Genomic DNA, 20,498 nt, shown 5'->3' on the forward strand with positions numbered 1-20,498 from the left:
TAGCCTATAAAATTTGAAAAATAAATAATCTATCATACTTAATTACCATTAATTTTTCGATAAACGCACCTTATGGTGTAGTTCCTATTCACTATTAAATCATTGCCTAATCATCATCCAAACAATCCAGCGGATTGGGGATTTTTGCTTTATAGGCGTTCGATACGTGCAGATAAATTGCTGTTGTTTTTATATCGGTATGTCCCATAAGTTCCTGTATGGTTCTTAGGTCTGTCCCTTGTTCCAGCAGGTGGGTGGCGAACGTGTGCCGGAGCATGTGCAGGTGTACCCGATGCTTTATTCCGGCTTTCCTTGCCGCTTCTTTCAATATCTTAACCAATGCGCTGGGTGAGTATTGTTCGCCTGCCTGTTCGCCCTCAAAAAGCCATTTTTGCGGTCTGTATTCCCGGTAGTAATCCCTTAGTTCGTTGAGCAGCTTTTCCGACAGTAGGGAATACCTGCACTTCTTGCCTTTCCCGGCAATCCTGATTAGCATCCGTTCGCTGATGATGTCTTGGGGTGTCAGGTTCAGAAGTTCGCTTCGACGTAGCCCGGCAGAGTAAATGAGAGAAATCATGCACCTGTGTTTCCGATTGGATAACTGTGCGAAGATGCTTTTCATTTCTTCCCGGCTTAATACTTCGGGCAATGCCTTGTACTCTTTTGCACGGGCTATCCCGCCATAATATTGCCGCTTGCCTTTCCGGACTTTCTCGTAATAGAACTTGATAGCGTTGATACGCATATTCTGCTGGGTGGCGGATATGTGCTTTTCCTTTACCATGTGGAGCATATAGCTGTTTATGTCCTCGACCGTCAGCAGGTCAAGGTCTTGCCCCTTGTGGTATTCCATGAAGTCGCTGAAATAGATTTTATAGGCTTTTATGGTGGAAAGGCTGTACCGCTTCTGTTCCAGCAGTTCGAGGTAGCCTTTCGGCAGTGTGTATTCCCTTTTGGGTTTGGGATGCCGCACGTAAACCCGGCTGTAATCAATATAGGCGTGGGGCGAATAGCGGTCGTAGAAATCCGGCAGTTTAAAAGCGGTGGCAGGCATGTAGGCAGAACTGTTGCCTGCCTTTTCTACGTCCGTATCTTGGGCGAGCAGCAGGGCGACAGCCTGACTGTTTACATACTCTATTCGTATGTAGTCCGCACCGTTTCTTTCTTCCTTGTACAGAACGATGCTTCCTCTCTGTTTCTGAACCTTATCCATGTCGCTGAATTTTGCTTCGCTCCAAAGATAAGATAAAAATATCACTTTTTGAACATCTGTTCAAAAATAATAGAGGTTAAAAAAACAAAAGAGTATCAGGCTTTAAGCAGCGAATAGATATGGCGAAAATTTTCTGCCAGTTCGTCCACGTTCAGACCGTTCAGAAATGCTTGTTCGTATGACAGTCCTAAAAACATTTGCCGGAACATGATAGCCGTTTTCTTCACGTCCGTGTCACTCCTGATTTCCCCGCTTTCTTTTGCTTTCTGTATGACTTTCTCCCATAGGTCATAGTCTTGTCGGTAGATTTTCTCAATTTTCTGCCTGATGCCCGGATAGTACATACGCACTTGTGACAGAAAGTGAAAGTAGTAGAAGTTAGGACTACAATCATGCGGGCTGCTATTATCACCAATCAGTTCAACAATCCTTTTCATGGAAGCGGCTACCCCCGCCACGTATTGCCCGATGAACTCCGCCAACGTATCGGCAGGAGCGGCAAACTTGTTTTCCGGTTCGTGCATTTGCAACACGTATTTGTCCGCCACAGCCATGAATAAATCCAGCTTGTGCGGAAAATAATAAACGATACCCGTTTTTGTCACCCCGCAGGCTTTGGCAAGCGTGATGATGCTTGCTTTCTCGTAGTTCATCCTGACAAATACGCCGAACGCTTTATCTATTACTTCTTCACGGTTAGTTATTATCATACACGTTTGTTTTTAATCGGTTACGAAGATACGGATTTTGTTTTAAGCATTTGTACCCCAGTGCTTTTTAGTGCAAGGTGCAAGTATATATTTATATATATAGCTTGCACCTTGCACTAACCCAAAAATATTTATTATCAGATATTTGCGAGTTTCAAAAGAAAGCCGTATCTTTGAACCCGAAAGTTAGGCAGACAAACAGCGGTCAAAGTTGGACAAGCCCAACATCTGAAAATCGTTACTGTTTCGTTACCTATTTGAAATTTTGAAAGCAAAGTAGCTGAAATATAGGCGGTTAGAGTTATAGGTTCAAAACCCTGTCTCTCCGCCAGGAGACGCTCAATGACAGCGAACTGCACCGAAACGTCCGGCTACAAGGCCGGACGTTTTTCTTTTTCCGGACCCGCCCGGTGCGACAGCCGCTCCGGCTTCCCGCCCCATCGTCCCCACCGTCCCCGCCGTCCCCGGCGCCTCCTCCGTTTCCGGCCGGACAGACCGGACAGAACGCCGGGATATGCCTCGAATAGGCCCGTTTGTTTTGGCGCGTTCCATTGACGGATCATCGTTTTTTTGTAATTTGCGGCGATTTTGCCGCTTTGCCGCAAACACGCACGCGCAAAAGACAGGCCGACGGCCTGTCTTTTGCCGGATTCCGAAACACGCTGTTTCCACAAATGCTGAAAAAAATTCTCAAACATACGCTCCGGACGCTGCTCGTCATTCTCCTCGTCCTGCTGCTGGTCCCGGCGCTGCTCTATGTTCCGGCCGTTCAGGACCTGGCCCGGCGACGGGCCGTCGCCTATGCCTCCCGGACGCTCGGCATGGAGGTCTCCGTCGAACGCATCCGCCTCGCCTTTCCGCTGCGGCTGACGGTGGACAACACCCTGCTGGCCGACAGGACGGACACGCTCCTTCGCTGCGGAAGGCTCTCGCTCGACGCCGCCCTGTGGCCGCTGATCCGCAAAGAGGTCGTCATCCGGAGCTTCGCGCTGGAACGCGTCGCCGCCCACTACAAGGACACCTTGGCGGGCATGGATCTGCGCCTGGCTGCGGGAGAGTTGTCCCTCGAAGCCGTCCGCGCCGATCTTTCGGCCAACACGGCCGGCATCTCCCGGCTCGTTCTCGCCGACGCGGACATCCGGCTGAACCTGACCGAAGCGGCTCCCGCCGAGAAAAAGGAGAGCGCCGCCGCCCTGCCGTGGACGGTGGGACTCGACAGAATCGCGGTCTCGAGCCTCGCCTTCGGGATGCGGACCTCCCCTGCGGTCTCCGAACTCTCCGTCCGCCTGGCCGACGGGAGCGTCGACACCTGCCGGGTGCTGCTGGACAGCCAGCAGGTCTCCGTGAAAAGCGTCCTGCTCGACCGGGGCGCCTACTCCTACCTCACCGAACCGACCGAAGCGGAAAGCGGGACTTCCGCCGGGACGACCGAAGCGTCGGCACCATGGACCGTCCGGGTCGGCCGCGTCGCGCTGACCGGCAACAGCGTCGAATACGGCCGGCTGGGCCACCGTCCCGCCGCGGGGTTCGACCCGGCGTTCATCGCCCTCGCGCCGCTCGACCTCACGATTGATTCGGTGTACAACCGGGGCGCCGACATCGCGCTGCAAATCCGCCGGACGGCGTTCACCGAACGCTGCGGGCTTTCGGTCCGCGACCTGACCGGACGTTTCGGCATGGACGCCTCGGGCATCGTCCTCTCCGGCCTCGACCTGCAAACCGCCTTCTCCCGAATCCGGGCGGAGCTCACCGCCGGGGCCGGAATCCTGAAACTGGAGCCGGCTTCGCCGCTCGACGCCGTCCTTTCGGCCGACCTGAACACGAAGGACCTGAAATACCTCTCCCCGGAGGCGGTCCCGCCCGTGCTGGACGACCGGACCGTCCGGCTGTCGTTCTCCGCGGCGGGAACTCTGGGCGACATCGGAAAGACGCAGCTGGAAATCTCGTCGCCCGGACACCTCGACCTCAAGGCCGACGCCGCGGCGAAAAACCTGCTCGACGCCAACCGGATGGAGGCGTCGGCCCGCTTCGAGGGCGACTTCCGGGACCTTGCGTTCCTCAAGGCGCTGCTCCCCGACACGGCCCTGCGGCGGCGCGTGGCGATTCCGGCCCTGATCCGGCTCCGCGGCTCCGCCGGGGCGGACAGGGGGACGTTCTCGACGGCTTCGACACTCTCGGCCGACGGCGGCGAACTTTCCGTGAAGGGGCGGTTCAACCCCCGCGAACAGAGTTACGACGCCGCGATCCGGGCCGACAGCTTCCCGCTCAACAGTTTCCTCCCGGCCGATTCGCTGGGGATCGTCGACCTGACCCTGCAAGCCCGCGGCACGGGCTTCGACCCGCTGCTGCCCCGGACCCGGACGAGCCTCCGGGCGCAGATCGACCGCGCGGAGTTCGGCGGACGCGACTTCGGGGGCATCGAACTCGACGCAGAACTCGACAGCCAGCGTCTTTCAGGACGGATCTCCGACCGCGACGAGGCGCTCCGGCTGCTGCTGTCCGTCTCCGGAACGCTGACCGAACGCGAACAGCGCATCGGCCTCTCGGGCAGCGTCTTCGGGTTCGACCTGGCCGCGCTGGGCGTCAGCCCGGAGCCGATCGGCGGATCGTTCGCCCTCGATGCCTCCGCATCCGCCGCCGGAAAGGGGGCCTACGCCGCCCGCATCGCGCTGGACAGCATCGAAATCCGGAACAAACACCGGACGGACCGCATCCGCCCGACGAGCGTCTCGCTGCACACCGACTCGGCCGCAACCCGGGCCGAAGCGGCTTCCGGCGACCTGTCGCTGACGTTCTCCACGCCCCAATCCGCTGACTCGCTGATCGCGGCGCTGACCCGGAGCGCCCGGGCGCTGGCCGGACAGATCGACGCGCAGAGCATCGACATGGAGCAATTGAAACCCGCGCTCCCCGACTTCGCCCTGCGGGTCTCGGCGGGTCCCGACAACATCCTCAACAGCCTGCTGAAATCCCGGAAGATCGCCTTCGACGCGCTGAACGCCGAAGGGGCGAACTGCGACTCGCTGCCCGTTTCGATCCGCCTGCGCACGGAGGGACTGGCCTACGGGAACGTGGTCCTCGACACCGTGACGGCCGACATCCGCCAGAACGGGAAACGGCTGGAATACGCCCTCGGGCTGGCGAACGCCCCCGGGAACCTCGACAACATCGCCCGGGCCGGACTGTACGGCCACCTCGTGCGGAACACCGGGCAGGCGAACCTCTACCAGCGCAACCGCGCCGGCCGCGAAGGATTCCGCTTCGGGCTGGACGTGACGTGGACCGACAGCCTGGTCCGCGCGAGCGTGACGCCTCCCGACCCGCTGTTCGGTTTCGAGCCGTGGACGGTCAATCGAGGCAACTACCTCGCATACCGCTTCGACAAGCGCGTGGAGGCCGACCTCGACATGACCCACGGCGACCAGCGGTTCGCGATCCGCACGACCCCGGGCGGCGGTGACGACGACGACATCCGCCTCGACATCGCCGGACTGAACGTCGGTCCGGCGATGGGGCTGTTCCCCTCGGCCCCGCCCGTCGACGGCGTGCTGGGCGCGAACCTGACGCTGAACCTCGCGGCGGACAGCCTCTCCCTCCGGGGCGGGGTCTCGGTGGCGGAGCTGACCTACGACAAACAGCGTTTCGGCAGCGTCGACCTCGGGCTGTTCTACAAACAGGACCGGGGACACCTCGCCGACGCGCGCCTGACGCTCGACGGAGCCGAAGTGCTGACCGTGCAGGGGGACTGCCGCGAGGGGCGCGAAAGCCCGCTCGACCTGACGGTGACCGTCCCGGGTTTCCCCTTGCAGCGGGCCAACGTCTTCCTGCCCGCCGACCTGCTCCGCCTTTCGGGCAGCCTTCAGGCCAGGGTCCACGCGGGCGGCACTCCCGAGCGGCCGAAACTCGACGGAGGCGTGCGGTTCGCCGGGACCGACGTCCGCGTCCCGATGATCGGCACGTCGTTCGGCCTCTCCGCGGACACGATCCGCATCGCCGGCAGCCGCATCCTGTTCGACGAATACGCGGTTTACGCCCCGAACAAAAGCGCGCTGACCGTCGGCGGCGAGGTCAGCCTCGCCGACTTCGGGCGCATGACGGCCGACCTCGCGCTGCGGGCCTCGGATTTCCAGTTCGTCGACGTGGCCCGCAAGGCCGGCACGGCGGTCTACGGCAAGGCCTATCTCGACCTCGGCGCCACGGCCAAAGGTCCCGTGGACGAACTCGTCGTCCGCGGCAACGTCGCCCTGCTGGGCGGCACGGACATCAACTACGTCATGCAGGACTCGCCGATGGACGTGAAGGAACGCCCGCAGAATGTCGTGACGTTCGTCTCGTTCAGCGAGCTGGACACCCAAACCCCGGACGACACGCCGCAGGAGGTACGCATCGGGGGCATGGACGTGCTTATAAACGTCGACATCAACAACGACGTGCAGGCCGCCGTGGACCTCTCGGCCGACGGCAGCAACCGGATCGACCTCCGGGGCGGCGGCAACCTCACCTACACGATGAACCCGCTGGGCGACGTCCGCCTGTCGGGCAAATACGTGCTTTCGGGCGGAAGCGTGCGCTACAACCCGCCCGTCATCTCGCAGAAAATCTTCAAAATCACGCCGGACAGCTACGTCGAATGGATCGGCGACATCGCCGACCCGGCCTTCAACATCACGGCCGTCGAGACCGTGCGGGCCAACGTCTCCTCCGACGGGCAGGACTCCCGGCCGGTGAATTTCGACATCTCGATCAACATCCGCAACTCGCTCAACGACCTGGCGATCAGTTTCGGCCTGGCGGCCCCCGAGGACCTCGCCATGCAGAACCAGCTGAACTCGCTGACGGCCGAGCAGCGCGCCAACCAGGCGATGAACCTGCTGATCTACAACACCTACACCGGCCCGGGAACGACCGCGAAAGTCAGCTCCGAGAATCCGCTCAACACGTTCATCCAGAAGGAGCTGAACCAATGGGCGCAGAACAACCTCAAGGGCGTGGACCTCTCCTTCGGCATCGACTCCCACGGCGAAGACGACCCCAACGGCCAGCGCACCGACTACTCCTACCGGCTCTCGAAAAACCTCTTCAACAACCGCGTGCGGGCGGTCATCGGCGGCAAGTTCAGCACCGACGCCGACCCGTCGCAGAACCTCAAGGAGAACCTGATCGACGACATTTCGCTGGAATACATGCTCACCAAACGCGACAACATGTACCTGAAAGTCTTCCGCCACACGGGCTACGAGAGCATCCTCGAAGGCGAGATCACCGAAACAGGCGTGGGTTTCGTCATCCGCAAGAAACTGTCGCGGCTGGGCGACCTGTTCAAACCGATGCGTCCCAAAACCAAAAAACCGAAAAAATGAGTCCGCAGCGCATCCGAAACATCGTTCTGCCCCTCTGCGCCGTGCTGCTGGCGGCCTCCTGCTCCACCACCCGGCGGCTGGGGAGCGACGAGGTGCTGTATACGGGCGTGAAAAAGATCCTCATCGAGCCGGATTCGGGCGTCGTGCTCACTCCGGCGGCCGAGTCGGCGGTGAAGGAACCGCTGTCGGTCGCACCGAACAATCCGCTTTACAGCCCCTACCTCCGCACCCCGCTGCCCGTCGGGCTGTGGGCCTACAACCACCTCTATACGCCGAAGGAGAAAGGATTCAAATACTGGTTCTACAAGCGGCTGGCCAAACAGCCGGTGCTGATCTCCAAGGTACAGCCGCAGCTGCGCACGAAGGTCGCCGAGCAGGTCCTCGAAAATTACGGGTACTTCGGCTCCCGCGCCGCCGACTCCCTGCTCTACCGCAAACGCGGCCGCAAGGCGAAAGTCCGGTACACGCTCGGCATCGCACCCGCATGGCGCTATTCGTCCATCGCCTATCCGCAGGTCGGCGAGGGTCTGAAACAGCTGATCGACAGTCTGCAAGCCACCTCCCTGCTGCGCGTCGGGGCGCAGTACAACCTCGACTCGCTCACGCTCGAACGCAAACGCATCTCCCAGCTGCTCCGCAACCGGGGCTACTACTATTTCCGTCCCGAATACATGGAGTACCTGGCCGACACGACCGCCGGCCGACGGCAGGTCGCCCTGCGCCTGAACCTCCGGCCGAACGTTCCGCAGGCGGCCCTCATGCCCTACCGCGTGGGCGACGTCACGGTCCGCCTGACCAACATCAAACCCGGCCCTGCGGATACGCTGCGCCTGCCGGACGCGACCGTCATCGCCCGGCGGCCGCTGAAAATCCGCCCCCGGGTCCTGTCCCGCGCCCTGACGCTCCGGCCCGGGCAGCTCTTCACCGTCGACGCCCAGAACCGGACGCAGACCGACCTCAACAAACTGGGGATCTTCCGCTCCGTCAACCTGAGCGTCACGCCGCTCGACTCGCTGCGCGGCTCCGACACGCTCGACGTGGAGATCGACGCCCGGTTCGACTACCCGCTAGAGGCGGCCCTGGAGACCGACGTCACCTCGAAATCGAACAGCTTCATCGGCCCGGGCGTCACCTTCCGGGTCAGCAACAACAACCTCTTCCGCGGCGGCGAGGTCCTCTCCGTGAAGCTGAACGGCTCCTACGAATGGCAGACGGGCAACAAGAATTCCGGGGGACGCTCCTCGCGGCTCAACTCCTACGAACTGGGGCTGAACGCCAACCTCGACATCCCGAGGCTGCTGCTGCCCCGGAGCATGACGCGCCAGCAGAAATACCCGGGGAGCACGTCGTTCCAGCTGGGCGTCGACCTGATGAACCGTCCCAGCTTCTTCCGGCTGATCGCCTTCAGCGGTTCGGCGGGCTACAACTTCCAGACCTCCCCGTACAGCCGCCATTCGCTGACGGTCTTCAAGCTCACCTACAACAAACTGCTCCACACGACCGACTCCTTCGACCGGACGATGGACGAAAATCCGGCCATCGCCATGAGTTTCCGCAACCAGTTCGTGCCCTCGATCAACTACACCTACACCTTCGAGCGGACCTACGGCGCCACGGGCAACCGGCGCTTCTACTGGCAGAACAGCGTCACGTCGGCCGGCAACCTGCTTTCGGGCATCCTGCGGGCCTTCGGCGAACGGCAGCCCCAGCCCCTCTTCGGCAACCGTTTTTCGCAGTTCGTCAAGGAGGTCAGCGAAGTGAAGTTCTACCACCGCATCGGCCGCCGCAACAACTGGCTGGCGACGCGTCTCCTCGTCGGCGCGGGCTACGCCTACGGCAATTCGGAGGTGATGCCTTACAGCGAACAGTTCTACATCGGCGGTGCCAACAGCATCCGCGCCTTCACCATCCGGTCGCTCGGCCCGGGCAGCTACCGCCCGCCCGCGGACGACCGCAACGGCTACCTCGACCAGACGGGCGACTTCAAACTGGAAGCCAACATCGAATACCGCTTCGGCATCATGGGGCGGCTCAACGGAGCCGTCTTCCTCGACGCCGGAAACATCTGGCTGCTGAAGAAAGACCCCAAACGTCCCGGAGCCGAACTCAAATGGAAAGGCTTCCTGAACGACATCGCGCTGGGAACAGGCTTCGGACTGCGCTACGACATCAGTTACCTGGTCATCCGCGCCGACCTCGGCATCGGCCTGCACACCCCCTATCCGAACCCGGACAAGAAGGGCTACTACAACATTTCCAGTTTCAAGGACGGTCTCGGATTCCACCTGGCCATCGGGTATCCGTTCTAAACGTCCGCTCCGGCAAGGCAGGACGCCCGCCGCCATACCCGCGCCAAAGGCCTCCGGACGCGCCGCCCTTCGGCGTCCGCATCCGTCCCTTCGATCCTTTCCGGTCCGCAGAAATCGCGGCCGTCACTTCCCGTTCGCAGAAATCCCTTTCGCCATTCCCGGCGGCATGCCGCATCGCTGCCGCACCTGCGCCATGCCCCTTCGTCCCCGGACAGCGGCTGTTCCGGACGAACCGGTCCCGTCCGGACATCTGCGCATACCATTCCGACCATCCGGTCCGGAACGCGGCGGAGCGCCCGGATTCTCCGGCCATTCCGCAAGCACCAAACGCCCGGAGAAGAGACAGCTTGCAGCTGCCATATAATACCGAATTTATACGAATGCAATTTTCGATACAAAAACCGACCCAAGGGTTAAGGTTGTAGTTGCCCGCACAAATTCCGATCTGCATTTTTGTTCAGATTACCCCTTTGAAAGAACAAAAACAGCCAATATGACTACGACTCCTCCCGAAACTCCGAATGCCTCTGTAAACACACGTTCATCATCCCATCCGTCATCGCTGTTTCAGTAAGTCCGGGTAGGTTCTGTTGGCTTCCCATCAACCATCAAAATCCGCTTAATATGTACGTTTCCGAACATCTGAAATGGCGCATTCTGATTGCGCAAGCCCTCAAATCGTTCCACTTCGAGCGCGAAAATGCCAACCGTAACCTCAAACTGGTCTTCGAGACCTTCGGCAAGTATCTGTTAGGCACGACCTACGACACGTTCCTGAACTACCTCAACAAGGAGAAGTACGACATCTCGAAACTCAAACTGCCGCCGTACATCCTGATCGCGCTGAAACTGCTCGACGCCATCCGGCTCGCGTGCGACCGCCTGCATGCCCGCAGGCCGAACGCCTCGTGGACGCTGACCGCAATCGTCGAGGAAGTGCTCGCCGTCGTGCGCGAGAAAGAGACGGAGCACCCCGGCCGGAAAACCCGCGTCGACTGACCCTGAACCGCAAAAGAAACCGGGCTGCAAGATCGCTTGCAACCCGGTTTTCGCATGCTGCGGAAAGAAGGGGATTCGAACCCCTGAAACCCTTTAGGGGTTTACTCGCTTTCCAGGCGGGCCAGTTCAACCACTCCTGCATCTTTCCGAAAGGTGCCCCAAAAGTACACAATATTTCCCGATTCTGCAAATAGCGGCGCTCTTTTTCCGTTCATCCGCCCTGCGGACGGGCCTTTCAGCGGATAAAACTCGTCACGACCCGCTCTTCCGGTTCGGGACGGCCTTCCGAAGCCAGCAGTCCGGCCCGGAGCATCCGCGCCATGTTGCGGGCCAGCACGCGCATCGTCTGCAACCCTTCGGCGTCCTGCGCCGCCTCGCCCGGCAGCCTCCCGTGGACGCTGTTCCAGTATTGCGACGACACGACGGGCATGTTTGAAATCGTGAAATACTTGTTCAGCCGGTCGAACGTCGCGCTCGCCCCGCCCCGGCGGCATACGGCCACCGCCGCGGCAGGCTTGTAGGCCAGGCGGTCGGAACAGGAGTAGAACAGCCGGTCCAGCAGGGCGCACAGCGACCCGTTCGGCCCGGCATAGTAGACCGGCGAACCGACCACCAGGGCGTCGGCCCCGGCGAGTTTCTCGCGGACCTCGTTGTAAAGCGCGTCGTTGAAGACGCAGCGTCCCAGTTCGGCGCACTTTCCGCAGGCGATGCATCCCTGCACGGCCTTGGTTCCGATCGAGACGATCTCCGCCCCGACGCCCTCGGCTTCGAGCGCGCGGGCCGCTTCGGAAAGCGCGATGAAGGTGTTCCCCTCGCGGCGGGGACTTCCGTTGATAAGCAGTACTTTCATAATTGCGGGTATTTCATGCAAAAACAACCATTTTTTCCACTCCCCGTACACATTCCGCGCCGAATCTAAAACCGCACGGCAATTCCGTGCGGCAACAAAAAAGGGGGATTCCGAAGAATCTCCCTCACTCTCAAACCTAACCGGCGACTACTTGTTTGCCTCGGCCTTCTCGCAGCACGATTTCTCGCAGCAGGCCTTGGTCGAATCGGCCTTCTCGGCGCAGCATGCAGCCGTCGAATCGCACTTCTCGGCGCAGTTTGCGCAAGCCGAAGCTTCGGTAGCGGCAGCGGCGGCAGCGCCCTCGGCAGCCTTCTTGTTCGAATTTCCACAGCAGCCTACCATTGCGACGGCAGCCAGGACGATGACAAAAGAGACAATCTTTTTCATGGCGTTAAACATTTAATTGTTAATTGTTCCGTAACGCCGCAAAGTTAAATATTCGCCCGGGAAAAGCAAAGAAAAAAGAATTATTTTTCGAAACCGGACTTTTATTGGTCCAAAAGGTTGGAAATCGGGGATTTCTCCCTCTTCAGCTGCTTGAGAAAAGCCTTCGGGAAGGTCGCCGACACACGCCCCTTGAGCATGATGGCCTCCTCCTTGGTCAGGCAGTTGCCCGCCGAAACGATGAAATAGGGAATCTCGTAATCCACGTAAACCTTCACGTCGGGATAAGTCTCCTCGAACAGCGCCTTGGCGGCAAAAGCCCCGTCGCGCGCCGCAGGCCCGTTGTCCGAAAAGACGCAGACCCGGTGAAAACCCTCGAAATAGAGCCGCTGCCCGGCGCGCGCGGCGTCGGCCACGGCGCGTGCGGCGTCGTCATGCTCGGTGACGGTGACCTGCGCCCGGTTGAAAAGCGTCGCCCCGGGCGTGGGTTCCGCCAGACGCTGCTTGAAGGCGTCGAGCGACTGTGCGTGCGCGGAAACGGCCGCGCACAGGAGAATCGGCATGAGGAAAAGCAATCTGCGCATTATTTCAACTGTTTTTTAACGTCCTCTATCGTAAGGCCAAAGGTATTCAAAAAATCCGACAACGGCATCCGTTCGCGCGAAATTTTCACGGGAGCCGGGCCTCCGCGCCCTTCCACGGCATACGACACCTCGACCTGCGACAGATCGCCCGACTTCACCTTCCGGGCCAGCACGTAGAGCGCCAGCGGGTCAGAGATTTTCAGTTGCCACAAGGTCCGGAAGCTGTCCGTCGTACGGCGGGGCACTTCGACCGCCTCGCGCAGGACGACCGTCCCCACACGGCCGCCGGCATAGTAAACGCCCATTTCCGCGGCATCGAGCACCAGCTTGTAACCCGTATCGTTCATCACCCGCACGACCACCTCGGCGCCCGTCAGTCCCTGACGCTCGACCCTTTCAATGCCCTCGAAGCGGATGTTGCGCCGGGCCTTCTCCACGGCGCGGCGGCACGAAGAGAGCGACACCGCGACCGCCAGCAGCAATACGTACACCGAATAACGTTGTATCATCTTCATCTTTCTCCTATATATATTTGTGCGATACCGAAACTCTGGCTCCGCGCCCGGCAGTTGCGAAATCCCGCCCGGGCCATCATCGCCATGAACTCCTCCGGCGCGGGAAACTCCCCGACCGAGGCCGGAAGATACTCGTAGGCCCGCTTGTCGCGCGACACCAGCCCGCCGATGCGGGGCAGGATTTTGTAGGAATAAAATTCGTACAACGCCCGGAACACCCGGTTGCGGGGACGCGAAAACTCCAGGATAACGACTTTGCCCCCGGGTTTTATTGTGCGGGCCAGTTCGCGCAGCCCGGCCCCGAGGTCTCCGAAGTTGCGCACCCCGAACGCCACGGTCGCCACATCGACCGACGCGTCGGCCACGGCGAGACGCTCGGCATCGCCCCGGTCGAGGACGATGCGCCCGTCCAACCCCCGGGCCTCGATCTTGCGGCGTGCCACGGCGAGCATCTGCTCCGAAAGGTCCACCCCGAGCACCTGCACGTCGCGGATGCGGCGGGCCATGGCGATCGCCAGGTCGCCCGTTCCGGTCGCCACGTCCAGGATGCGGCCGGGCTTTGCGCGGCGCACCTCGCCGACCACGCGGCGGCGCCACACGCGGTCGATGCTCATCGAAAGCGTATGGTTCAGCAGGTCGTACTTTGGCGCGATGTTGTCGAACATCTCGCGCACCTCCTCCTTTTTGGTCTGATCTGTATTGTATGGTTTCATTCGTATCTAATCGTTTCTTCGGGCTTCACGGTGGAGACCACGGCCGTCGGGATCACCAGCAGGGCGACGATCGCGGCGACGAACCCCGCGTTGAGCGCCAGCCACCAGCCCCAACCCAGCGACACGGGCACCTCCGAGAGCAGGTATCCCTCGGAGCTGAGCTTCACCAGATGCGTCCATTTCTGCACGAGGCACAACCCCAGTCCGGCGGCATTGCCCCACGCCAGCCCCCGCAGGGTCACCAGCGCCGCCCGCCAGAGGAAGATGCGCCGCAGACAGCCGTTGCGCATCCCGAAGGCTTTCAGCAGACCGATCATCCGCGTCCGCTCCAGCACGAGGATCAGCAGCGCCGAGGTCATGTTGAAGAAGGCCACCACGAGCATGATGACGATCACCACCGCGGCATTCACATCGTGGGCCTTCAGCCAATCGAAAATATTGGCGTACCGCTCCCGGACGCTCGTCACGGCGAGGTTTTCGGAATCTTCGGCATCATCGTACAACAGCGTCCGGCCCAGCGTCCGGGCGAACGTGTCGGCGCCGGCCAGCGAGCGCGTCAGGATCTCGTAGCCCGAAATCTCGTCCGGTCCCCACTCCGAGAGCCGCTGCACGTTGCGGATGTCCGTCACGACCACCACGCCGTCCATCTCCTCCATCCCCGACTCGTAGACGCCCGCCACCTTGAAACGGTCGCGGCGCGGCATTTCGCCCGGCTCGACGAACAGCATCTCGACCTTGTCGCCCACGCCCAGCAGCAGTTTGTCGGCCAGCGTGCGCGACAGCAGGATGTCCTTCGTGCGGACCTCGCCGCCCACACGGGGCAGCTCCCCCGCGACGAGCCATTCGCGGAAATACGACCAGTCGTAATCCGCCTCGACACCCTTGAGCATCACCTCGCCCACGGCGTCGGCCGTGCGGACGATGCCCCCCTTGACGGCATAGGGAGCCATCGCCACGAACCCGTCGGTCCGGCGGATCAGCTCCTCGACATGCGCGCTGCGGCGCACGGGCTGCGCATCGAGCGCGTTCACGCCCCTTATGTCGGTCACCGCGACGTGAGCCGCAAACCCCGTCATCTTGCGCGCCACCTCGCGTTTGAAGCCCATGATGACGGCCATCGCGAGGATCATCACCGCCATCCCCAGCGCCACCGACACCACGGCGATACGCTCCATCACCCCGGGCTTGTTCCCGGGCGCGGGCTGCGCCATGCGGCGTGCGATGAAAAAGGAGAGATTCACGGTGCGCTGTCTTGTCGAAAATTTGTACAAAGTAACATATAAATTTCGTATTTCCGGTATCGTAACGACACTTTTTATCAGCCGGAAGGTTTTACAAACGCGCCCGCAATTCTGTTTTGCAGCCATCCTACTTTTTTGTATCTTTGCGGAAAACAAACGTTTTTCGTATGCAAAAACAGGCATTGATTACGGGAGCCACTTCGGGCATCGGACGCGCCACGGCGCTCCGGCTGGCAAAGGAGGGATACGCCGTCATCGCCACGGGCCGCCGGGCCGACCGGCTCGCGACGCTGCGCGCGGAGATCGAAGCGGCGGGCGGCCGCTGCACGACGCTCGCCTTCGACGTGCGCTCCGAGGAGGAGGTGCGCCGCAACCTCTCTCCGCTCGAAAACATCGACCTGCTGGTCAACAACGCGGGTCTCGCCGCCGGACTGGAGCACATCGACCTGGGCGACACGCGCGACTGGGACGCCATGATCGACACCAACGTCAAGGGGCTTCTCTACGTCACGCGCGTCATCGCGCCCAAGATGGTCGCCGCGGGCCGCGGGCACATCTTCAACATCGGCTCGATCGCCGGGACCGAGGCCTACGAGAACGGCGCGGTCTACTGCGCCTCGAAACACGCCGTGCACGCCATTTCGCAGTCGATGCGCGCCGACCTACTTTCGGCCGGGATCAAGGTGACGGAGATCCGCCCGGGAATGGTCGAGACCGAATTTTCCGAAGTGCGTTTCCACGGCGACAAGAAGCGCGCTGACGCGGTTTACGACGGCGTCGAACCGCTCACCGGCGCCGACATTGCGGAAGCAATCGCATGGGCGGCACAATTACCCGCCCATATGAACGTTAATGATATGGTGCTGATGCCCTCGCAGCAGGCGGGAGCGTATTACACGCACCGGAAAACAAAACAGACAACGCTATGACATTTCCTATGATTGCCCTGCTCCAGGCAGGTTACTATGCAGAGCCGCACGCCGCGCGCTACGACGCCGCGACGATGGGCATGTTCGTCCTGATCATCGCCATCGGCGTCATCGGGTTCATCGTGCAGGCGCGCCTGCAATCGGTGTTCAAGAAGTATTCGAAGGTGCAGTTCCCCGGCGGGCTGACCGGCGCCGAGGTCGCCGAGAAGATGCTGCGCGACAACAACATCCACAACGTGAAGGTGACGCACGTGGGCGGACACCTCACCGACCATTTCAACCCGCAGACGATGACCGTCAACCTGAGCGACTCGGTCTACTCGTCGTCGAGCGTCGCCGCCGCGGCCGTGGCGGCCCACGAGTGCGGCCACGCCGTGCAGCACGCCCGCGGTTACGCCCCGCTGACGCTGCGTTCGCAGCTGGTTCCCGTCGTGCAGTTCGCCTCGACGGCCGCCACGTGGGTCATCATCCTGGGTCTCGTCATCCTCGCCTCGACGCAGAACGAACTGCTGTGCTGGATCGGCGTGGGCATGATCGCCATGTCGGCCCTCTTCTCGCTCGTCACGCTGCCCGTCGAGTACAACGCCTCGGCCCGCGCCGTGGAGTGGCTCCAGACCAGCCGCACGATGCAGGGAGCACAGCTCGCGCAGGCCAAAGAGGCCCTCTCGTGGGCGGCCCGCACTTACCTCGTAGCGGCGTTGAGCGCCATCGCGTCGGTGCTTTACTACGTCTTCCTGATCCTCGGACGGCGCGACTGACCCACCGATGAACACCCCCGGAAAAGATTACACCCACCACAGCTGGCTGGCGGCCGCAGCGCTCATCGCAGTGCTCGTGGCCGTAAGTTTCATCCCTCCGCAAAGCGTCGGGGGCGTGAAACTCCGCCGCGCCAACATCCTCTCGGACCTCCTTTCGTTCGACGACGCCGAAGCGGCCGAACCCGCCGCCGAGCCGGCGCTCTTCGACGAAGAGGAGTTCCATATCGACATGGCCGCCGTCGCCGAACGCATCGAGGCCGACACCACCCCGCGCGAGGTGCAGATCACCTACGAATGGCTCCTCGCGCAGGACACGGCCCGCCGCGAACGCGCCGTGCCCGACTCGGCGCGCTTCGTCGCGACGCTGACCCCGATCGAGGATTTCAGCGACAGCGGACGCATCCAGGCCTTCTGCGACACGCTGCTCAACGCTCCGCGCCCGGTGCGCATCGCCTTCCTGGGCGACTCGTTCGTCGAGGGCGACATCCTCACGGCCGACCTGCGCGAACGGCTCCAGTCGGCCTACTCGGGCGGCGGCGCGGGATTCGCCCCGATGGCCTCGCCGCTGACGGCGTTCCGGCGCACGGTCAAAACCCAGTCGAAGGGCTGGACGACCTACAACATCATGCAGCGCAAAGCCGCGCCCGCGCGCCTGCGCGAGAATTTCTACGTCTCGGGCTGGGTGAGCCAGCCTGCGGCCGGGGCTTCGACCCGCTGGGAGAGCACCGACTACCGCAAACGCCTCGATTCGTGCACCACGGCGCGCGTCTTCTTCCTCTCGCCCCGCGACAGCCGCGTCGAGGTGACGCTCAACGACGCCCAGCGCCGCGAATTCGACATCGCGGGCGATGACGCCGTGCGGCAGATCGCCGTCTCGGCCCCCCGTGTCCGCTCGCTCGCCTTCAAGGTGCTCTCCGGCGCGGAGGACTTCGTCGGCTACGGAGCGGTTTTCGAAGGCCGGGGCGTCGTGGTCGACAACTACTCCGTGCGCAGCAACAACGGGCAGGCGATGTTCTGGACCAACCCGTCGGTCAACGCCCAGATCAACGCCATGCTGGGCTACGATCTGGTGGTGCTCCAGTACGGGCTGAACATCATGCAGCCGGGCGTGAAGAACTACACCAACTACGCCGGACAGATCGAGAAGATGATCGCCTATGTCCGCCAGTGCTTCCCGGGGGCGGCGGTGCTCGTGCTGGGCGTCAGCGACCGTTCGGTGAAGACCGACGCCGGATTCGAACCGATGGACGCCATCCCACACATGCTCGACTGCCAGCGCCGTGCGGCGCGGAACACGGGCGCGGCCTTCTGGCCCACGTGCGACGCCATGCGCGCCCTGGGCGGCATGGAACAGTTCGTCAAGAACGGCTGGGCGGGCAAGGACTACACCCACATCAACTACGCCGGAGGGCGCCGCGTGGCATGGGCGCTGTTCGACGCCATCAACGCCGGAGTCTCGGAAGTCTACACCGAGCAGCGGATCGCCAGCCTGCGCCGCACGGCGGCGCAGGCCGTCCTCGACTCGGCGCGCAGGGCCGCCGTCGACCGCAGCATCCTCCCGGCCCCATCCTCCGCACCCCTTAACCCGCGCGCGCAATGACCTTTCCCGCAACGGACGGCATCACCGACAGGCTCCAGGCGCTGTTTGCCTACGACGCCTCCTCGCCGCTGATTTTCAGCAGCGGGCTGTTCCTGTTCCTCTTCGCGGGATTCCTGCTCGTTTACAGCGTCTTCCGCCGCGCGCCGATGGCCCGCATCGTCTACGTCATCGCCTTCTCGCTCTATTTCTACTACAAGTCGAGCGGCATCTATTTCCTGCTGCTCGTCTTCGCCGCGGCGAGCGACTTCTTGATCGCCCGGGGCATCTACCGGGCGCGCTTCCGGTGGACGAAACGCTGGCTGGTGGTATTGAGCGTCGCGGTGAACCTCGGCATGCTGGGGTATTTCAAGTACACGAACTTCCTCATCGACATCTCCAACCAGCTGTTCGGACAAGGCTTCCTGCAATTCCAGAACATCTTCCTCCCGGTCGGCATCTCGTTCTTCGTTTTCCAGTCGATGAGCTACACCATAGACATTTACCGCGGCCAGCTGAAGCCTTTGTCTAACTGGCTCGACTATCTCTTTTACCTGTCGTTCTTTCCGCAGCTGGTGGCCGGCCCGATCGTCCGCGCCCGGGATTTCATCCCGCAGATCCGGCAGAACCCGGTCGTGGTCACGCGCGAGATGTTCGGCACGGGCGTCTTCCTGATCCTCACGGGCCTGTTCAAAAAGGCGATCATTTCGGACTACATCTCGCTCAACTTCGTCGACCGCATCTTCGACGAACCGCTGCTCTACTCGGGATTCGAGTGCCTAATGGGCATCTACGGCTATGCGCTGCAAATCTACTGCGACTTCTCGGGCTATTCGGACATGGCCATCGGCATCGCCCTGCTGCTGGGCTTCCGCTTCCCGAAGAACTTCGACGCACCCTACAAGTCGGCGACGATCACCGAGTTCTGGCGGCGGTGGCACATCTCGCTCTCGACGTGGCTGCGCGACTACCTCTACATTTCGCTGGGCGGCAACCGCAAGGGCCGCATCCGGACCTACGGCAACCTGCTCCTGACGATGCTGCTGGGCGGACTGTGGCACGGCGCGGCGGTGCGTTTCATCCTCTGGGGCGGACTGCACGGCGCGGCCCTGGCGCTGCACAAGCTCTGGATGGCCCTCGTTCCGGGCGCCAAGGCCACCGGGGCGCAGATGCACTGGTGGAGCCGCGCGGCGGGCATGCTCCTGACGTTCAACATCGTCTGCCTGGGGTGGCTGATGTTCCGCGCCGAGTCGATGCAGACCGTCTCGCTGATGCTGCACCAGATTTTCGAAAACTTCAACGCCGCGATGATCCCGCAGGTCGTGACGGGCTACGCCGCCGTCTTCGCGCTGATCGCCGCGGGTTACATCCTGCACCTGCTGCCGTCGGCCGTCGACGCCGTCGCGCAGCGGATCGTGGTCCATGCGCCGCTGGTTCTGCAGGTCCTGATGGCCGCGGCGATGATCTGGTGCGTCATGCAGATCAAATCCAGCGACATACAGCCGTTTATCTATTTCCAGTTCTGATACGTATATGGACCCGCTCATGCATCCCGGAATGTCGTTTTCGCCGCTTGCAGCGGCGTTTACAAATTGGACCCACCCCCAAACCCTCGCCTTGCCGGGGGCTTGTCGCACGCGACCGAATTGTCGGCCAAACATTCACTCAACTTTTAGCTTATGAATTGCGACCATAACCTCTTTTTAGCTCTGAACTTCGACGGAGGCCCCTTCATGGACCGTCTGATGCTGACCGTCTCGGGCACGACGATGTGGCTGCCGCTCTACGCGCTGATCCTCTGGCTCGTGTGGCGCCGCGACGGATGGCGCAACGTCATCCTCTTCACGGCGCTGATGATCGCCGCGCTGGTCCTCTCGGACATGATTTCGGGAATCTTCAAGCACAACGGCGTGCTGGGCGGGCTGCTGCCCGACTTCGAACCGCGCTGGCGGCCGATGTTCACCCCCGCGCTCGAAGGGCTGGAGATCGCTCCCGACTCGCTGCGCAAGCTGCGCTGGCTGACGCCCGACTCGCTCGCCGCCGCGGGCGTTACGCACGACTGGGTCGTACACGTCCCCGTCGAGGCCGTGAGCGGCCGCTTCGGGACCGTCTCGGCCCATGCGGCGGTCATTGTCACGCTGGCCGTGCTGTCGGCCTCGGTCATCCGCCGGCGGTGGTTCACGGGACTGATGGTTCTCTCCACCCTCCTGATCTGCTACTCACGCATCTATCTGGGCAAACACTACCCGATGGACCTCGTGTGGGGTACGGCGGTCGGCATCGCGCTGGGACTGGCGGCCTTCTGGACCTACCGGAGACTGTCCCGCCCAAAAAAGGAGCTGCAATAGCAGCTCCTT

16 protein-coding genes and 1 tRNA gene are annotated in these 20,498 nt (G+C 61.8%); 8 read left to right on the plus strand and 9 right to left on the minus strand.

Features of this window, described 5'->3' with window-relative positions:
* Positions 1–106 precede the first annotated feature (106 nt).
* Together DWW03_RS12030 and DWW03_RS12035 are read right to left on the minus strand one after the other, a co-directional pair.
* Positions 107–1,213: a tyrosine-type recombinase/integrase gene (locus DWW03_RS12030; RefSeq protein WP_117867094.1), complete on the minus strand. Its 1,107-nt coding sequence runs from the start codon at positions 1,211–1,213 to the stop codon at positions 107–109.
* 95 nt (positions 1,214–1,308) lie between these two features.
* Complete coding sequence (locus tag DWW03_RS12035) at positions 1,309–1,923, minus strand: TetR/AcrR family transcriptional regulator (protein WP_007845701.1); 615 nt, start codon at positions 1,921–1,923, stop codon at positions 1,309–1,311.
* A gap of 674 nt (positions 1,924–2,597) precedes the next feature.
* Between DWW03_RS12035 and DWW03_RS12045 the strand changes: the two genes are divergently transcribed.
* From DWW03_RS12045 to DWW03_RS12055, 3 genes are all read left to right on the plus strand, one after another.
* Entirely contained in the window at positions 2,598–7,283 is a 4,686-nt protein-coding gene (locus DWW03_RS12045) for a translocation/assembly module TamB domain-containing protein (protein WP_022061114.1), read from the plus strand.
* Positions 7,280–9,592: a BamA/TamA family outer membrane protein gene (locus tag DWW03_RS12050; protein WP_022061113.1), complete on the plus strand. Its 2,313-nt coding sequence runs from the start codon at positions 7,280–7,282 to the stop codon at positions 9,590–9,592. Before DWW03_RS12045 ends, DWW03_RS12050 begins: the two co-directional genes overlap by 4 nt.
* Before the next feature lie 624 nt (positions 9,593–10,216).
* Complete coding sequence (locus DWW03_RS12055) at positions 10,217–10,591, plus strand: hypothetical protein (RefSeq protein ID WP_015547087.1); 375 nt, start codon at positions 10,217–10,219, stop codon at positions 10,589–10,591.
* 60 nt (positions 10,592–10,651) lie between these two features.
* Here the strand turns inward: DWW03_RS12055 and DWW03_RS12060 are convergent.
* The 7 genes from DWW03_RS12060 to DWW03_RS12090 form a co-directional block, all read right to left on the minus strand.
* A tRNA-Ser gene (locus tag DWW03_RS12060) sits at positions 10,652–10,739 on the minus strand.
* Between the two features lie 87 nt (positions 10,740–10,826).
* Positions 10,827–11,441 (minus strand): flavodoxin family protein, encoded by a 615-nt coding sequence (locus tag DWW03_RS12065; protein ID WP_022061112.1) that lies wholly within the window; start codon positions 11,439–11,441, stop codon positions 10,827–10,829.
* Positions 11,442–11,588: 147 nt separating this feature from the next.
* Positions 11,589–11,828 (minus strand): hypothetical protein, encoded by a 240-nt coding sequence (locus DWW03_RS12070; RefSeq protein WP_015547085.1) that lies wholly within the window; start codon positions 11,826–11,828, stop codon positions 11,589–11,591.
* A 101-nt stretch (positions 11,829–11,929) separates the two neighbouring features.
* Positions 11,930–12,409 carry a hypothetical protein gene (locus DWW03_RS12075; RefSeq protein ID WP_015547084.1) on the minus strand — a complete coding sequence of 160 codons (480 nt, stop codon included), beginning with the start codon at positions 12,407–12,409 and terminating at the stop codon, positions 11,930–11,932.
* Positions 12,409–12,924 carry a hypothetical protein gene (locus DWW03_RS12080; protein WP_015547083.1) on the minus strand — a complete coding sequence of 172 codons (516 nt, stop codon included), beginning with the start codon at positions 12,922–12,924 and terminating at the stop codon, positions 12,409–12,411. The genes DWW03_RS12075 and DWW03_RS12080 overlap by 1 nt, the downstream gene beginning before the upstream one ends.
* Complete coding sequence (gene ubiE / locus DWW03_RS12085) at positions 12,921–13,637, minus strand: bifunctional demethylmenaquinone methyltransferase/2-methoxy-6-polyprenyl-1,4-benzoquinol methylase UbiE (protein ID WP_015547082.1); 717 nt, start codon at positions 13,635–13,637, stop codon at positions 12,921–12,923. The genes DWW03_RS12080 and ubiE overlap by 4 nt, the downstream gene beginning before the upstream one ends.
* Positions 13,634–14,878, minus strand: coding sequence for an ABC transporter permease (locus tag DWW03_RS12090; RefSeq protein WP_118406811.1), 1,245 nt, complete (start codon positions 14,876–14,878; stop codon positions 13,634–13,636). Before DWW03_RS12090 ends, ubiE begins: the two co-directional genes overlap by 4 nt.
* Before the next feature lie 167 nt (positions 14,879–15,045).
* Between DWW03_RS12090 and DWW03_RS12095 the strand changes: the two genes are divergently transcribed.
* From DWW03_RS12095 to DWW03_RS12115, 5 genes are all read left to right on the plus strand, one after another.
* On the plus strand, positions 15,046–15,807 hold the full coding sequence (locus DWW03_RS12095) for an SDR family NAD(P)-dependent oxidoreductase (protein ID WP_015547081.1): 762 nt from the start codon (positions 15,046–15,048) through the stop codon (positions 15,805–15,807).
* An 8-nt stretch (positions 15,808–15,815) separates the two neighbouring features.
* Positions 15,816–16,565 (plus strand): zinc metallopeptidase, encoded by a 750-nt coding sequence (locus DWW03_RS12100; protein WP_118406800.1) that lies wholly within the window; start codon positions 15,816–15,818, stop codon positions 16,563–16,565.
* A gap of 7 nt (positions 16,566–16,572) precedes the next feature.
* Positions 16,573–18,165: a hypothetical protein gene (locus DWW03_RS12105; protein WP_022061725.1), complete on the plus strand. Its 1,593-nt coding sequence runs from the start codon at positions 16,573–16,575 to the stop codon at positions 18,163–18,165.
* Entirely contained in the window at positions 18,162–19,667 is a 1,506-nt protein-coding gene (locus DWW03_RS12110) for an MBOAT family O-acyltransferase (RefSeq protein ID WP_015547078.1), read from the plus strand. Before DWW03_RS12105 ends, DWW03_RS12110 begins: the two co-directional genes overlap by 4 nt.
* Before the next feature lie 153 nt (positions 19,668–19,820).
* Positions 19,821–20,489 (plus strand): phosphatase PAP2 family protein, encoded by a 669-nt coding sequence (locus DWW03_RS12115; protein WP_022061724.1) that lies wholly within the window; start codon positions 19,821–19,823, stop codon positions 20,487–20,489.
* Positions 20,490–20,498 lie beyond the last annotated feature (9 nt).

The sequence above is a fragment of the Alistipes sp. AF14-19 genome, assembly GCF_003461645.1.
GTDB classification, from domain to species: domain Bacteria; phylum Bacteroidota; class Bacteroidia; order Bacteroidales; family Rikenellaceae; genus Alistipes; species Alistipes shahii.

What these genes read in the sequence shown, in the direction of transcription:
- DWW03_RS12030 (WP_117867094.1), bottom strand. Translation starts at nt 1,213, where the DNA reads ATGGATAAGGTTCAGAAACAGAGAGGAAGCATCGTTCTGTACAAGGAA.
- DWW03_RS12035 (WP_007845701.1), bottom strand. Translation starts at nt 1,923, where the DNA reads ATGATAATAACTAACCGTGAAGAAGTAATAGATAAAGCGTTCGGCGTA.
- DWW03_RS12045 (WP_022061114.1), top strand. Translation starts at nt 2,598, where the DNA reads ATGCTGAAAAAAATTCTCAAACATACGCTCCGGACGCTGCTCGTCATT.
- DWW03_RS12050 (WP_022061113.1), top strand. Translation starts at nt 7,280, where the DNA reads ATGAGTCCGCAGCGCATCCGAAACATCGTTCTGCCCCTCTGCGCCGTG.
- DWW03_RS12055 (WP_015547087.1), top strand. Translation starts at nt 10,217, where the DNA reads ATGTACGTTTCCGAACATCTGAAATGGCGCATTCTGATTGCGCAAGCC.
- DWW03_RS12065 (WP_022061112.1), bottom strand. Translation starts at nt 11,441, where the DNA reads ATGAAAGTACTGCTTATCAACGGAAGTCCCCGCCGCGAGGGGAACACC.
- DWW03_RS12070 (WP_015547085.1), bottom strand. Translation starts at nt 11,828, where the DNA reads ATGAAAAAGATTGTCTCTTTTGTCATCGTCCTGGCTGCCGTCGCAATG.
- DWW03_RS12075 (WP_015547084.1), bottom strand. Translation starts at nt 12,409, where the DNA reads ATGCGCAGATTGCTTTTCCTCATGCCGATTCTCCTGTGCGCGGCCGTT.
- DWW03_RS12080 (WP_015547083.1), bottom strand. Translation starts at nt 12,924, where the DNA reads ATGAAGATGATACAACGTTATTCGGTGTACGTATTGCTGCTGGCGGTC.
- ubiE (WP_015547082.1), bottom strand. Translation starts at nt 13,637, where the DNA reads ATGAAACCATACAATACAGATCAGACCAAAAAGGAGGAGGTGCGCGAG.
- DWW03_RS12095 (WP_015547081.1), top strand. Translation starts at nt 15,046, where the DNA reads ATGCAAAAACAGGCATTGATTACGGGAGCCACTTCGGGCATCGGACGC.
- DWW03_RS12100 (WP_118406800.1), top strand. Translation starts at nt 15,816, where the DNA reads ATGATTGCCCTGCTCCAGGCAGGTTACTATGCAGAGCCGCACGCCGCG.
- DWW03_RS12105 (WP_022061725.1), top strand. Translation starts at nt 16,573, where the DNA reads ATGAACACCCCCGGAAAAGATTACACCCACCACAGCTGGCTGGCGGCC.
- DWW03_RS12110 (WP_015547078.1), top strand. Translation starts at nt 18,162, where the DNA reads ATGACCTTTCCCGCAACGGACGGCATCACCGACAGGCTCCAGGCGCTG.
- DWW03_RS12115 (WP_022061724.1), top strand. Translation starts at nt 19,821, where the DNA reads ATGAATTGCGACCATAACCTCTTTTTAGCTCTGAACTTCGACGGAGGC.